At 59.8% G+C, this 13,692-nt stretch carries 10 protein-coding genes and 1 pseudogene; 4 read left to right on the forward strand and 7 right to left on the reverse strand.

What is annotated here, in order from left to right:
* Positions 1-28: 28 nt before the first annotated feature.
* Positions 29-1,858 carry a gamma-glutamyltransferase gene (gene ggt / locus GHO42_RS06665; RefSeq protein WP_153325949.1) on the reverse strand — a complete coding sequence of 610 codons (1,830 nt, stop codon included), beginning with the start codon at positions 1,856-1,858 and terminating at the stop codon, positions 29-31.
* A 14-nt stretch (positions 1,859-1,872) separates the two neighbouring features.
* A complete protein-coding gene (locus GHO42_RS06670) occupies positions 1,873-4,344 on the reverse strand; it encodes a UvrD-helicase domain-containing protein (RefSeq protein ID WP_178126925.1) in 2,472 nt (823 codons plus the stop codon).
* A 257-nt stretch (positions 4,345-4,601) separates the two neighbouring features.
* On the opposite strand from GHO42_RS06670, the gene GHO42_RS06675 reads away from it, so the two are divergent.
* The 4 genes from GHO42_RS06675 to GHO42_RS06690 all read left to right on the forward strand — a co-directional run bounded on the left by GHO42_RS06675 (position 4,602) and on the right by GHO42_RS06690 (position 7,789).
* A complete protein-coding gene (locus GHO42_RS06675; protein WP_095000141.1) occupies positions 4,602-5,297 on the forward strand; it encodes a pirin family protein in 696 nt (231 codons plus the stop codon).
* A gap of 464 nt (positions 5,298-5,761) precedes the next feature.
* On the forward strand, positions 5,762-6,109 hold the full coding sequence (locus GHO42_RS06680; RefSeq protein WP_095026218.1) for a DUF6124 family protein: 348 nt from the start codon (positions 5,762-5,764) through the stop codon (positions 6,107-6,109).
* Between the two features lie 272 nt (positions 6,110-6,381).
* On the forward strand, positions 6,382-7,128 hold the full coding sequence (locus tag GHO42_RS06685) for an outer membrane beta-barrel protein (protein WP_095000140.1): 747 nt from the start codon (positions 6,382-6,384) through the stop codon (positions 7,126-7,128).
* 244 nt (positions 7,129-7,372) lie between these two features.
* On the forward strand, positions 7,373-7,789 hold the full coding sequence (locus tag GHO42_RS06690; protein WP_095000139.1) for a hypothetical protein: 417 nt from the start codon (positions 7,373-7,375) through the stop codon (positions 7,787-7,789).
* A gap of 72 nt (positions 7,790-7,861) precedes the next feature.
* Here the strand turns inward: GHO42_RS06690 and GHO42_RS06695 are convergent, their stop codons facing one another.
* The 5 genes and pseudogenes from GHO42_RS06695 to GHO42_RS06715 form a co-directional block, all read right to left on the reverse strand.
* Complete coding sequence (locus GHO42_RS06695; protein WP_178126924.1) at positions 7,862-10,075, reverse strand: TonB-dependent siderophore receptor; 2,214 nt, start codon at positions 10,073-10,075, stop codon at positions 7,862-7,864.
* A 114-nt stretch (positions 10,076-10,189) separates the two neighbouring features.
* A complete protein-coding gene (locus GHO42_RS06700; RefSeq protein WP_153325947.1) occupies positions 10,190-11,185 on the reverse strand; it encodes a siderophore ABC transporter substrate-binding protein in 996 nt (331 codons plus the stop codon).
* Complete coding sequence (locus tag GHO42_RS06705) at positions 11,182-11,961, reverse strand: ABC transporter ATP-binding protein (RefSeq protein WP_138737953.1); 780 nt, start codon at positions 11,959-11,961, stop codon at positions 11,182-11,184. Before GHO42_RS06705 ends, GHO42_RS06700 begins: the two co-directional genes overlap by 4 nt.
* Positions 11,958-12,907: pseudogene (locus GHO42_RS06710) on the reverse strand (iron chelate uptake ABC transporter family permease subunit). The gene GHO42_RS06705 and the pseudogene GHO42_RS06710 overlap by 4 nt, the downstream one beginning before the upstream one ends.
* Positions 12,904-13,692, reverse strand: a 789-nt coding sequence (locus tag GHO42_RS06715) for an ABC transporter permease (RefSeq protein WP_153384135.1), incomplete at its 5' end; no start/stop codon positions are given. The pseudogene GHO42_RS06710 and the gene GHO42_RS06715, both read right to left, overlap by 4 nt.

A 13,692-nucleotide genomic window follows, 5' to 3' on the forward strand; every position in this document is an offset into this window, starting at 1 on the left:
GTTGGGCTAAGGGGCTTTTGACTGCGTATCAATCCCCTGAAGCTGTACCTTCACGTCGCGGATCGGCACCACCAACCCAGCCGTTGTTGTCACGCACAATAATCTGCGTGCCACTGGTCATTTCGATCAGCGCCACCTTGTGCCCGCGGTCTTGTAACTGTTGCACCAGCGCCGGGCTGAACCGGCCAGCCTCAAGCTCAGTGTCCACATTGCGGCTGCCAAAGTTGGGCAGGCTGATTGCGTCCTGGGGGTTCAGCTTCCAGTCCAGCAGGCCAACCACCGACTTGTTGACGTACTCGATGATTTGCGACCCACCTGGTGAACCAATAGTTGCGACCAATTCGCCACTTTTGCGTTCGAACACCAGGGTCGGGGCCATTGAAGAGCGCGGGCGCTTGCCCGGCTCGATGCGGTTGGCCACCGGCTTGCCGTTTTCTTCGGGAATAAACGAGAAGTCGGTGAGCTGATTGTTCAGGATAAAACCCTGGGTCATTACGTGCGAACCAAACGCAGCCTCAACCGAAGTGGTCATGGCGATCGCCCCGCCCTGGTCATCGACAGCGGATATGTGGGAGGTCGAAATGCGCAGTGGCGAGCGATCAGGAGCCAGGGCAAGGTTAATGCCTGCCGGAACACCGGCCTCGGCACGGCCCATGCTCTTGTCACCGATCAGAGCGGCCCGCGTCCTGAAATAGGCTTTATCCGTCAGCCCTTTCACATTGACTGGTACGAAGTCACTGTCCGCCAGGTACTGTGCCCTGTCAGCGTAAGCCAGGCGCTCGGCTTCTGCGATCAGGTGTACCGCTGAAGGCGAAGGCTCAAGACCTGCACCGGAGCTGCTCGGTACGGGGGGCATGCTGGCGAGATCGAGGGCCGGGGATTTATCTTGCAGGGCCTCAAGAATCCCCAGGGTCTGCAACACGGCGACACCGCCCGAAGACGGTGGTGGCATACCGCAGACTTGCCACTGCTTGTAGTCCGCACACACCGGTGTGCGCTCCCTGGCCTGGTAACCACTGATATCCGCCAGGGACAGGGTCCCGGCACGAGGGTGGGATCGAACGTTGTCGACCATCGCCTGCGCGACGGCCCCCTGGTAAAACCCATCGGCGCCACGGCTGGCAATTGTTTGCAAGGTGCGTGCAAGTTCCGGGTTTTTCAGCAAGGTGCCAACCGGCAAGGCCTGCCCTTGAGGGGTGAGGAAATACCGGGCCATTTCCGGGGAACCGGCGATAGACTTGTCGGCGGCGATTTGCGTATGCAAGCGTTGGGAGACAGGAAACCCTTCGCTGGCCAGCTTGATTGCCGGTTGGAACAGATCACTCCAGGGCAGTTTGCCATGCTGTTGATGGGCCATTTCCAGCGCCCTGAGCACCCCGGGCACGCCCACTGAACGCCCGCCTATCTGGGCCTCGGAGAAAGGGATCGGTTGACCCTCTGCCCCCATAAACATGCCCGGGGTGGCACCTGCCGGGGCAGTTTCGCGGCCATCATAGGCCTGCACCCGCTTGCCGTCCCAGTACAGAATAAACGCACCGCCGCCGAGGCCACTGGACTGGGGTTCAACCAGTGCAAGTACGGCTTGCATGGCGATTGCTGCATCGATTGCCGAGCCGCCCTTGCGCAGCATTTGCTGGCCAGCCGCAGTGGCCAGCGGGTTGGCCGCTGCGGCCATATGCCGGGCGGCGTGTACCGGGGTCATATCGGTACGCAAACCCGAAGCTATTTCGGGCGCAGGCGGCAACTCGGAGCGGGTTTGCAGCGCTGACTGACCGGTACTGCAGCCGCCCGTCCACAGGACCAGGGCTGACAAGGCGAATACACGGGCACTGAGGTTTTTGGCGAACAAGGAATCCATCACAAGGTGTTCCTTTAATTATTGTTATCGAGCCGCAAGTCCTCGAAAAACGCCTTGCCCTGGGGCACTCGATCCGAGGCCCTGGGAATATTCGGCCCTTGCGCATCCTGGCTTTCCACATACCAGTAACAATGCTTGACTGCCCGGGTGATGCCGACATAGGCCAGACGCAGAATTTCGTCTTTCTGGGCATTGTCATAGGGTTCCGGGTCACCATCCTTACCCAGGCCGGCCATGCGGTAAACCTGGTTTTTGTAAGGTGACGTTGTCAGATGCTGGCAATCCCCCAGCAGGAAAACAGCATCTGCCTGCAGGCCCTTGGAGCTGTGGTAGGTCAATTGCTTGAGCCTGCGCTCTTGGGGCGCCAATCTCGAATCGGCATTAACTACGGACTGTATATCTTTTTCTATCAATAACTTATCGCTGCTTTTTCGAAACAACATCAAGATACTGTCGCCAGCGTTGTAATGCTCGATCAATTGCGCCACCAGCGCCTGATCATCGCGATCCAGCACATTGACCGGGACTGCCACCTTGGGCTCACCGCTGGCCTTGGCCCGCTTGCCGGCAATCGACGGCGCGGCACGCACGATATGCTCGGCGGCATCGATGATGTGTTGATGGCTGCGGAAGTTGTCGCTGAGCATCACCCGGGTGGTGGCAGGCGACAGGAATTGCTTGTCGAACTCCATAAAGTACTTGGGCGAACTGCCCCGCCAGCCGTAGATCGATTGCCAGTCATCGCCCACGCACAACAAAGAAGAACGCTGGGCTCCACGGCCTACATGCATGGCCGGGCCACGGCTGCGGATCTCGCGCAAGCTGGCGCGTAGCCAGGACACGATCTGTGGTGAGACATCCTGAAACTCATCAATCATCAAATGCGACAACGGCCGCAGTTGCTCATGGCTGAGCAGCTTGAAGTTCTGCGGGGTGTTCTCGCCAAACAGGGAGAACATGCGGTTATAGGTCATCACCGGCGGGGTCAGTGCCAGCAGGTGGTCTTCCAGCGCCCGCCAGAACAGGCTCAAGGCCTCAAAAAAGAAACGGTCCGGATCATCCTTGGCAAAGCGCATATCGCCCACTGCTGCGGCCACGTCCAGCCCCAGGTTTTCAATAAAACTGGCGGCGGCGACAAAACTGTCGAGCAAAGGCGCCGAGCCCAACTCACCTTTGAGCTTGTAATCAAAGCCGGGGCCTGCGCTGGCATCCCCGGCGAGGGCACTGACAATACGCTTTGCAGATTCGTAGTTTTCCAGCCATATCAATGGTTTGCTGCAAAAAGCTTGAAACAGGGTGCGCTTGACTGCCCACTCGGCGCGCACGCTGAGCTTGGCCCCGGGGCGGCAGATCTGCGGGTTTTCACGGGGATCGAAGCCCAGTACCACCCAGGCATCCAGCTCGGCAATATAGCCGTGGCAATGGAACTGCGCGCCATTGATCTCGATGGTTTCGCGGTTGGGCTCAATGCCTTTGATCGGCCAGGCGCCGGCGGCAAACCAGAGGTCTTCCAGGGTGTCGCAGAGTTCTTCGTCGCGCCTGGCGGCCAGTTCGGTCACCGCCATGCGTTTTTGCACATCAGGATGGTCGCGCTCCAGCTCCTTGAGCTGCAAGGCATGCAGTCGCAGTGGTGCCAGGGTCTGACGGAAGCGCTCATCGCGGTTATATAGCCCGTGATAACAGGCATTCAGTTGCTGACGCTGGGCATCGTTGATCCGCAGGTCAAACGGGTTGCTGTCGATCTCGTCGTCGTTGAGCAGGCTGCGGCTATTCAGGGTCTCGAAGGCCTGTAACTGGCTATAGCCGGGCAAGCTGCGCACCATGGGCAAAATCCGCGAGTGAAAGGTACGCACCACATCCCGGGCTTCCTTGAGCGACAGATTGCGCCCCCACAAGGCGAAGATTTCCTGGAGCTTCTTGATAAAGTCCTTGCGCGACTCCCGGGTAAAGGTCACCACGGTCATCGAATCGAGTTCAAAGCCCAGGTAATGGGTCAGTAGCAGAATGCGCAACACCAGCGAGGTCGACTTGCCGGCTCCGGCGCCTGCAACCACCGAGGTCGACGGGGTATCACTGAAGATCATCTTCCACTGTGCGGCACTGGGCTGGGCATGCTCGGGCAGGTTGGCAGCCACGTCGGCCTTGATCAGCTTTTTCAGTTCCGGGCCCAGCGGCAGGCGCCAGTCATCGAACAGATTCTCGTCGATCCCGGGAGCACGCAGCTCCTGCGGGCGCATATCGCTGATAAACAGCACCTGGCGACCCTCTTCGAGCCCTTCGGCATGCCCCTCCTTGAAACCGTAATCCACCCCGGCACTGTGCCCGCTGCGGAACCCGTCTGCCTGGCCCTGCAGCCAGGACGGCGCATGTTGCGCGCGCAAACGGCTCAAGCCACTGCCAAACACACGCGCGGCAAGGCGCTTGAGCAAGGGCAATTGGGTAATGGGGGCAAGGTCTTCAGGCAGTTCGGGATTGTGTTGCGGCACGCTGACTCCAGGGTGTGAGGCTGTCCGGGTGGAGTGGCTATGGTCACCCCATTGCGCGCCGATTTCTAGCTAATTGCTTGGGCATCAGCCGTTTAGAGCCTGTATTAAAGGTAAATAGCGATTGACTGGCTTGCTAATGCATCTAGTAAACCGATTGGTTTAACGCATTTTTTCAGCTTTTTATCGATATGTTGCTGATGGAGAATCACCTCATCGCCAACCGGTCAACCCTTGGCACCCTTCTCAGGAGAAGCATCATGCTTGAACTCAGACCTTTCAATACGCTGGGCGGAGCAAACCACGGCTGGCTGGACGCCCATCATCACTTTTCGTTTGCCGAATACTACGACCCGCAGCGGATGAACTGGGGCAACCTGCGGGTCTGGAATGACGACGTGATCGCCCCCGGCACCGGCTTCCCGAAACACCCGCACCGCGACATGGAAATCATCACTTATGTCCGCGAAGGTGCTATCAGCCACGAAGACAATCTGGGCAACAAGGGTCGTACCGAAGCCGGTGATGTACAGGTGATGAGCGCCGGTACCGGGATTGCGCATAGCGAATACAACCTGGAGTCCACACCGACCCGGATCTTCCAGATCTGGATCGTACCCAACCAGCAGGGTGATGCTCCGGCGTGGGGTGCCAAGCCTTTTCCCAAGGGCGGCCGTGAGGGTTTTGTGACCCTGGCCAGCGGCAAGGATGGCGACCCTGAAAGCCTGCGCATTCGTGCCGATGCGCGACTGGTAGCGGCGAACCTGAAGGCCGGGGAAACCGCCGAGTACCGTCTGGACAGCGGCCGGCGAGCCTACCTGGTGCCTGCCACCGGGGTGATTGAAGTCAATGGCCTGCAGGCCAGCGCACGGGACGGTGTGGCCATTGTCGATGAGACCGTGCTACGGGTCACCGCGATTGAAGACAGCGAGATTGTGCTGGTGGATGTGGCCTGATTCGCCTGTTGCGGCGGTCGACCAGCCTGTTAGAAGCAAGAGTGCGCTGCGTAATCTACTGTCGCCGCTGCCGAGGAACGCAGCCTTCGTTGCCGGCAGCGGCGACAGGATCGTGGCAGGCTTTGGGCCTTTAACATCAGCCGTTTCGTACGACGTTTCGCTTTCATTCCAATGAAACATCCTAGAAAATCTTGCTCGCTTGCGCCGCCTAAAATCGGGGAATAGTCTTGTCCCATCGCTGCAAAATCAGCGGTCGGGTTTAGTCGCCCGGTCTTTGTGTTTGGCGCAAGGCGCCACCTCCGTGAGGCGCTTTTTACGGCCTGCGTTTTATGGTGGCCGTGCGCAGGGTGCCCTCGGGCACACCGGTTCCCAAACACGCCGGACGACTAACCTGCGCACGGCTGCCACCCCATTCGTTTAGTCGCGAAAAGTGGCAGCTCCCTTAACGTGTTTGGAGTTAAGCCATGAAAAAGATCACCCCCGACCCACCCGTTTTACCCCTCGATGCTGCTGACGGTAACGACCCGTTGCTGGACCGTGCCGCCACCGACCGTGCGCTCAATTTCTACCTGCAAGGCCATAAGCCCGTTCGCGCTTCGGGCACGGCCCTGTTTGCCATCCCGTCCAGTGTCAATTCAGAAGCGGCCCTGGCCCAGGCGTCAGACTTGTTGCGCTGTGCGGGTGCCTGCGCGAATGAGGCGGGGAATGGTCTGAGCGGCCCTGCGCGCGACCTGGTGTTGTCGACCCTGCACCTGGTGGAGCTGGCCAAGGGGTATGTCGACAAGTCGCTGGACACGCTGGTAACGCACTAAAGCAGCACGCGCCTGATTGGCGACAGGCGCGTTATTTCTTTCATGTGTTTGCTCCTCCGGGATCTATGGCCAGGGGTTTACAGCCCTCAAACCTGCAATAGCGGTAAGCAGCCACAACGGCTCAAGGTCAAAAAAGACCCCGGCGGGCATGGGGCAGCAAAACTTGATTCGGAGCGGGTTTTAGCTTCTTATCGATTCGCTCTGAACTTATCAGAGTCGTTATATCTAAATAGCCGTAAACATTTTTATCTACGTCATGGAGACATTCACGAATGCTTACCGCAAAACTGCTGCGTCACACCTGTGCCCTGGCGCTGTTCGGCGCACCATTGGCAGTGATGGCAGCCCCAAGCACTGACCCGCTCTTCACCGTCGGTTTACTGGGCTCCTACACCAAGTTCAAATTCGAAGGGGGTAGCAAATCCGACAAGGAGGATATGGGTCAGGCCGGTGTGTTCGCCAACTTTGGCAACAAGATGACCGCCGAATCCGGTTTCATCTACCAGATCGGTGGTGAAGCCAAATACAGCAAGAAAAACGACAACAAGCTCAAGGAAGCCCAGGCCGACCTCGACCTTGGCTGGCGCGCAGCGCTGGATGCCCGCAACTTCGTCGACGTTATCGTCGGTGGCGGTTACAGCTGGACCCGTTTCGAACCTGAAATCAACGACCTGGATACAACGTTGACCTTCAAATCGCCGTTTGCCAAGGCCGCACTGGGTTACAACCACCAGTTCGACACCTCGACCCTGCGTGTAGAAGTAGGCGCCCGTCACGCTATGGATGGTCGCGCACGGCTGAAAGTCGACGGCTTCGGCAGCGGCAACGTCGACATGAAAGACCGCACCAACCCCTACGCTGAAGTTTCGCTGCTGATGAACCAGAACGGTGATATGCCGATCAATGCAGGCGTGTACTACACCCGTACGGAGTACAAAATCGACGAAGATTCGCCGATTGCCGACAACACCAAACTCAAGCGTGACGAGTTCGGCGTAAAGGTCGGTCTGGCATTCTAATCGCTTCTGGCAGGCCCCTTCAGCTGTCGGGGCCTGCATCGACAGCATCGCCGCGGCTGCCCCTGCCTGATTCAGTCTTCACTCAATGAGCCTTTTGCTGCGGAAAATCTATTTAGCTTCCTGCAAATAGAGGACGCTATGCCGTTATCGAACTTTATGCCTGGTAAGCCGTCAAATTCTGCACAGGCAGGATTCTTACTCTCCTGCATACATCTCTTGATCACTTTCGATTCAGGTGAATGACATGCGTATTACATTACCCGCCCTGGTGCTGGGCATCGTGATTTCGCAGGGAGCAATGGCTGCCGGGGATGGATCTGCCGCGGTCGGAGGCGGTGTTGGCGGCGCACTGGGCAATATTGTCGGTCAACAGCTGGGCGGCTCTTCAGGAGCGGCAATCGGTGCAGGTGTGGGCGCCGCTGCCGGTAGTGCAGTGGGTGCACCCAGAGGCAGTAAAACCGAAGCCGCCATCGGTGGCGGCGTCGGTGGCGCTGGCGGCTCGCTTATCGGCGGTCAACTGGGCGGTTCCACCGGCTCTACCATTGGTGCCGGGCTGGGTGGCGCAGTAGGTGGTGCAGTGGGCAATAACCTTGGCGACGACGGCGACAGACACAGCTCCGGCGGCAAGGGTAAGCACAAGCACAAACATAAGCACCGTTGACTTTCCAGTGTCCAATGGCCAAGAGCCCGACTTCGTGTCGGGCTTTTTTATTCGATATCTGGCGGCCCGCCTTTAGAAGTCAATGGTCGCGGACAACTCAAAGGTACGCGGCGCACCCAGGCCCAGGCTGGACAACAGCGGCGTCCCCCAATAGGCCTTGTTGGTCACGTTGTTCACACTCCCACGCAACGTCACCGGTTGGCTGGCCACCCGGGTGCTGTAGCGTGTGCCCAGGTCGTAGACCGTGTAGCCCGGTATCGACTGGGTATTATCGGCGCTGATGTATTGCTTGGACACCGAGGTGGTGTTGGCCGTCAGTGTCAGGCCTTCGATGACCGGGGTGTCCCATTCCACACCCAGCTTGCCCTGCAGCCGGGGCTGGCCAATGGCGGTCTTGCCCTCGTTGGTGCCGCCCTGGGCCTTGGTGATTTTCGGGTCGACATGGGCCACACCGCCCATCAGGCGTACGTCGTGCAGCGGCGAGCCGAAAAAGCCCCACTCGACCCCTCGGTTACGCTGCTCGCCGCCAAAGGAAAAGATATTGGTATCCGGGTCCAGGTAGCTGCTGGGGCGGGTAATTTCATACAGGCTCAGGGTGTGGGTGAAGTCACCGAGGTCTACCTTGAGGCCTACTTCCTTCTGCTTGGACTTGTAGGGGGCGAACACGTCACCGAAGTTTTTCGCCGTCATCGGTGCCGCCGCGCCCTCGCTCAGGCCTTCGATGTAGTTGGCATACACCGACACCTGGTCGGTGATCTTGACCAGCAGTGCCGCTGCCGGGGTGGTGGCGCCTTCGTCATAGCGGTTGGTACGTGCGCCGGTGGATGTGCTGAAGCTGTCGGTCAGCACTTGCTGGCGACGTACACCCAGGGTCAGTTGCACCCGGTCTTCGAGAACCGACAGTGTATCGGCCAGGCCATAGCTGGTCAGGCGGCTCTTGGTGTGGGCAATGTACGGGAAGCTCTTGGCCGCAGCTGGCCCCCACTGTGGGTGGTAGATGTTGGTGACCCAGTCCGCGCCCGGCACCGAGCGGCGCCCGTAGTCCTTTTGAGTGTCGCCGTAGTGTGTGGCATTGAGGGTCCATTGATGCTTGATCGCGCCAGTGTGCAGGTTGCCCTTGAGGCCGACCTCGCCGGAGGTTTTCTCCAGGTCCATTTTCAGCTGGCCCATGGAGGTCTTGAAGTCACCCGCGTCGTTGAACACCGTCGCCATCATGGTGCCGCTGTACTCGTAATGGGTTGTGCTCACGCCATACGCCGCATAAGCCATCAGGTTGTCGCTCAGGTCGAACTCACCGCGCACGATGGCCCCCCGGTCCGTGGTTTGCACATAGGCCCAGTCAGGGTTGAGCAGGGTGTCGGCCTTGGGCGGTTTGGGCACGGCCACGCCGGAAGCCAGGTTGATACCGCGGTTCTGCCCGCGTACACGGTCTTCACTTTGATACAGGTCGGCAGACAGCCGCACGCGTTCACCGCGCCAGTCCAGGCCCAGGGACGTGAGCTCGGCTTTCTGCCGCTGGTGGTTGATTGCGCCGTCACCGTCACGGTACACACCGTTGAAGCGTACGCCGAATTGCTGGTCTTCACCGAAGCGCCGGCCCACATCGAGATGGCCACCGAACTGCGCATCGGACATATAGGTGCCCGTCAGCCGTGTCAGCGGTTCGTCGCCGGCCCGTTTGGGTACCAGGTTGACCGCCCCTCCGACCGAGCCTCCCGGCGGCATGCCATTGAGCAAGGCCGACGGGCCCTTGAGCACTTCGATACGCTCATACATTTCCGGTGAAATCCGGTAATACGGGGCCACCCCAAACAGCCCGCCCATCATCACGTCGCTGATATTGCTGGCGAAGCCACGGATAGAGTAGTTCTCACTGAAGGTCCCGGTCAGGCCGTTGCTGAACACCGAGGGATCGGTCGCGGCAATCACCTGGGTGATGTTCTGTGCCTGACGGTCGGCAATGTACTGCTCCGTATAGCTGATGGTACTGAACGGGGTTTCCATAAAGTCCTTGTTGCCCAGCAGCCCAACCCGGCTGCCATAGGCCACCTGCCCGCCTGCGTAACCGGGCGGCAAGTCGGCCGGGGTGGCCATATGGCCCTCAACCATCGTGGCAGGCAGCGTTGATGCGCCGGGTTCTTTCTCGTCGGGGATGGTCTCGGCATGGGCTGCCAGGCTTGTCATGGCCAGCGTCAGCAACACGGCATGTACCGCCGTGGCGGTACGGTTCAGGGCAAAAACTGCGCGCGGGGGCGCAATGCGGGTAGGAAAATGACAGTGACTCACGTGAAGACTCCGTTGGACTGGCAGGGAATGGGTTTTGTTAATCTGAATCTAAGGAATGGTTTTAATGAGAATCGTTATATGGCCAGAAAAATGCCTGGCAGCCGCCTTCAGGCGTTAGCCCTGATAGCCCTTGATCACATCGTCGATTACCAGTTTCAGGGCGGTCGGACTGGCACCTGTGACGTACCAGGCCTGGGGATCGACAACGATCACCCGGCCGTTTTTCCAGGCGTTGGTCTGGCGCAGCAACGGGTTGCCCAGGCTCTCGATAGCCATTGCCGGGCGGTGTTCCATTACCGCCGTACGGTCCACGATGTAGATGATGTCGGGGTTGGCCTGCTGGATAAATTCGCTGGATACCGGTTGCCCATGCAGCCCCGCCTCTGCCGTAGGGCTGGCGGGTTTGACACCCAGGCCGGTGAAAATAAAGCCGTAGCGCGACTGCACGCCGAAGGAGCTGAACGCGCCGTTGTTATGCAGCACCACCAGCGCTTTTTCAGGGCGCCCGCGGGTGATGCCTCTCGCCTCCTCGACTTTCGCGTCCAGTGCCCGGGCTTTTTCCTCCGCGAGCCCCTGTTTGGCGAACATCTGCCCCAGGGTCAGCAGGTGCTGCCTGATCACCTCGATATGGCGGGTCTCGCTGTCACGATAATCGACATCGAAATGAACGGTCGCGGCCATCTCGCTCAAGGCTTGATAGTGGTTGGCCTGCAGTGAGGTGATCAGGATCAGGTCCGGCCTGGCGGCATGTACCCGTTCCAGGTTGGGCTGCACAATCGACCCCAGATCCTCGACACCCTGTGCATTCCGATAGCGGGCGAGAAAGTGCGGGATGAAATCCTTGGGCATGCCCGCCACCGGGACACCCAGTTGATCGAGGAAGTCGACTTCATTCATGTCCAGTGCAACCACCCGCTGCGGTACACGTTCAATGACCGTGGTGCCCAACTGGTGTTGCACCGTAAGCGGCGCAAAAGGCGTCTGCACGGTTTGCACAGCGGTGGCGGCCCGTGGGGGCTCTGCCGGTTTGTCATTGCAGCCCTGCACTGCCACGGCCGCGCCGAGCAGCAGGGCCAACGGCCATAACCGATCTTTGTTGTGGATCATCATTTCGCGTCTCTTTCCAGGGGGTTGAAGTAGTTGCACAAGCGACCGCGCGGGCTGTGGGTGATCTCGAAGTCCAGCCCGTAGAGTTCGCCCAGCCGCGCTTCGGTGATCACCTCGTCAACGCTGCCGGCGCAATGCACCGCGCCCGCCTTCATCGCAACGAAGTGATCGCAGTAGCTGGCGGCAAAGTTGATGTCATGCACCACCAGAATCACCGTGCGCCCCTGTTCGTCGCACAAGCGGCGCAGCGCCCGCATAATCTGTACGGCGTGCTTGATATCGAGGTTGTTCAGCGGCTCATCGAGCAGCAGGCAATCGGTTTGCTGGGCGATGGTCATGGCCAGAAAGGCCATCTGCCGCTGCCCGCCGCTGAGTTCGTCGAGGTAGGCATGGCGCAGCGCTTGCAGCGACAGAAAGGCGATGGCCTCGTCGATGATCCGTTGATCTTCGCCGGTCAACACACCACGGCTGTATGGGAAGCGCCCGAAGGCAACCAGTTCCTCCACCCGAAGGCGCAGGTTGAAGTCCGGTGACTGGCGCAAAGTGGCCACGCGCCTGGCGTAATCGCCAATCGCGATACCCGCGACCCCACGCCCCTCGATGCGTACTTCACCGGCCGTGGGCTCCATCAGCCGCGCTATCATCATCAACAGCGTGGTTTTGCCCGCGCCGTTGGGGCCGATCAGCGCCGTCAGTTGCCGGGGCGGGAAACTCGCGTCGACACCGCGTAGTACGGTCTTGCTGCCATAGGTTTTATGGATGCCGTGAACAGTGATCATGGAGCTCCTCGGGTACGCACCATCAACACCAGGAAATACCCGCCGCAGACCAGGTTGACGAGAATGCCGACGGTGGTTTTGTAGTTGAAGACATGCTCGACCAGCAGTTGCGCAACGATGAAAATGCCGATGGCAATCACGCTGCCCAGCGCCAGCGTGACCCGGTGCCTGAAGGTGCGGGCCAGCGCATAGGTGATGTTCGCCACGAAGATCCCCATAAACGCCGTGGGCCCAGCAGGCTGGTTGAGACCGCCACCAGTGCCGCAATCAGCGCCAGGTGCAGGCGCACGCTGCGCCGGTAATCGACCCCCAGGGACATGGCCTGGTCGCGCCCCAGCGCCAGCACATCGAGGGTTGCCAAGGTTCTGCTGCCCACCAGGCACACGGCGCCCACCAGCAGCCCCGCAATCAGCAACTGCTGCGGCTGGACGCGGTTGAACGAAGCCAGGCTGAAACCCTGCAAAACCGAAAACTCGCCGGGGCTGACCTTGAGCTGGACAAACTGGGTGAACGTGCCTATCACCATCGTCAGCACCAGCCCGACCAACAGCAGGAAATACACGTTGCTCTTGCCGTTGCGCAGCAGGTAACGATGGATAAGCCACGAGTAGCCAAGCAACAGCAGCACAGACACCAGAAAGTTGCCGTTACTGCCCAGTAACACCGCACTGCCGGTGCCCAGCAACAACACCAGCAAGGCTTGCAACAGCAGGTAAATGGCCTCGTAGCCCATGATTGCCGGGGTCAGTATCCGGTTGCCGGTGAGGGTCTGGAACGTGATCGACGACCAGGCGATGCACACACCGCCAATCACCATGGCCATAAGCCGGGCGATCCGCTTGGGGATTACATAATCAAAATCCATGCCCGACCCCAACAACACGAAGGTCAGCGCCAGGGCCGCCACCAGAACCCATACCCCATGCCGGGGTTGCAGACGCCTCATCGGTGCCTCCAGATGATCAGTGCCAGGAACAGCACACCGCCCACGCTGCCTGCCATCAAGCCGATGGGCACTTCAAACGGGTAAATCAGCAGCCGTCCGAGGATGTCGCACACCAGCAGCATTGACGCGCCGCCCAGGGCAACGATGGGCAGCGTACGGCCCAGGTGGTCGCCATAACGCAGCGCCACCAGGTTGGGAATGACCAGTCCGACAAAAGGAATCGCCCCTACCGTGATGACCGTGGCTGATACTGTGACCGCCACCAGCAGCAAGCCCAGGGCAACGTTTGCCGAGTAGTTCAGGCCCAGGCTTGTAGCCATGCCCTCACCCATGCCCAGCACGGTGAAACGGTGGGCATACAGATAGGCCAGGGCAACAATCGGCAAGATCAGGTAGATGATCTCGTAGCTGCCCTGCACCACCCTGGAAAAGTCGCCCAGCAGCCAGCCCTGCATGCTTTGCATGATGTTGTGGTGGTAGGCGTAGAACTCGGCAATGGCGCTCAGCACGCCGCCATACATCAGGCCGATGACCGGCACCAGCACCGTGTTTTTGAATCGGATCCGGCGGATGATCACGACAAATATCAGCCCCGAGGCGAAACAAAACACCAGCGCAAACAGCATGCGCCCTGTCGTGCCGGCGCCGGGCACCGCTGCCAGCGATACCAGGATGCCGAGCCTGGCCGCATCCAGCCCGCCCGAAGTGCCTGGCTCAACGAACTTGTTGTGCACGATGTGTTGCAGGATCACCCCGCACACTGCCAGGCCAGCCCCGGTCAGCAC

This window comes from Pseudomonas sp. FSL R10-0056, assembly GCF_009600105.1.
Taxonomy (GTDB): domain Bacteria; phylum Pseudomonadota; class Gammaproteobacteria; order Pseudomonadales; family Pseudomonadaceae; genus Aquipseudomonas; species Aquipseudomonas bubulae.

Coding starts and splice junctions, on each gene's coding strand:
- GHO42_RS06705 (WP_138737953.1), bottom strand. CDS start 11,961: ATGATCACTGTTCACGGCATCCATAAAACCTATGGCAGCAAGACCGTA.
- GHO42_RS06675 (WP_095000141.1), top strand. CDS start 4,602: ATGCTTGAACTCAGACCTTTCAATACGCTGGGCGGAGCAAACCACGGC.
- GHO42_RS06680 (WP_095026218.1), top strand. CDS start 5,762: ATGAAAAAGATCACCCCCGACCCACCCGTTTTACCCCTCGATGCTGCT.
- GHO42_RS06685 (WP_095000140.1), top strand. CDS start 6,382: ATGCTTACCGCAAAACTGCTGCGTCACACCTGTGCCCTGGCGCTGTTC.
- GHO42_RS06700 (WP_153325947.1), bottom strand. CDS start 11,185: ATGATGATCCACAACAAAGATCGGTTATGGCCGTTGGCCCTGCTGCTC.
- GHO42_RS06690 (WP_095000139.1), top strand. CDS start 7,373: ATGCGTATTACATTACCCGCCCTGGTGCTGGGCATCGTGATTTCGCAG.
- ggt (WP_153325949.1), bottom strand. CDS start 1,858: ATGGATTCCTTGTTCGCCAAAAACCTCAGTGCCCGTGTATTCGCCTTG.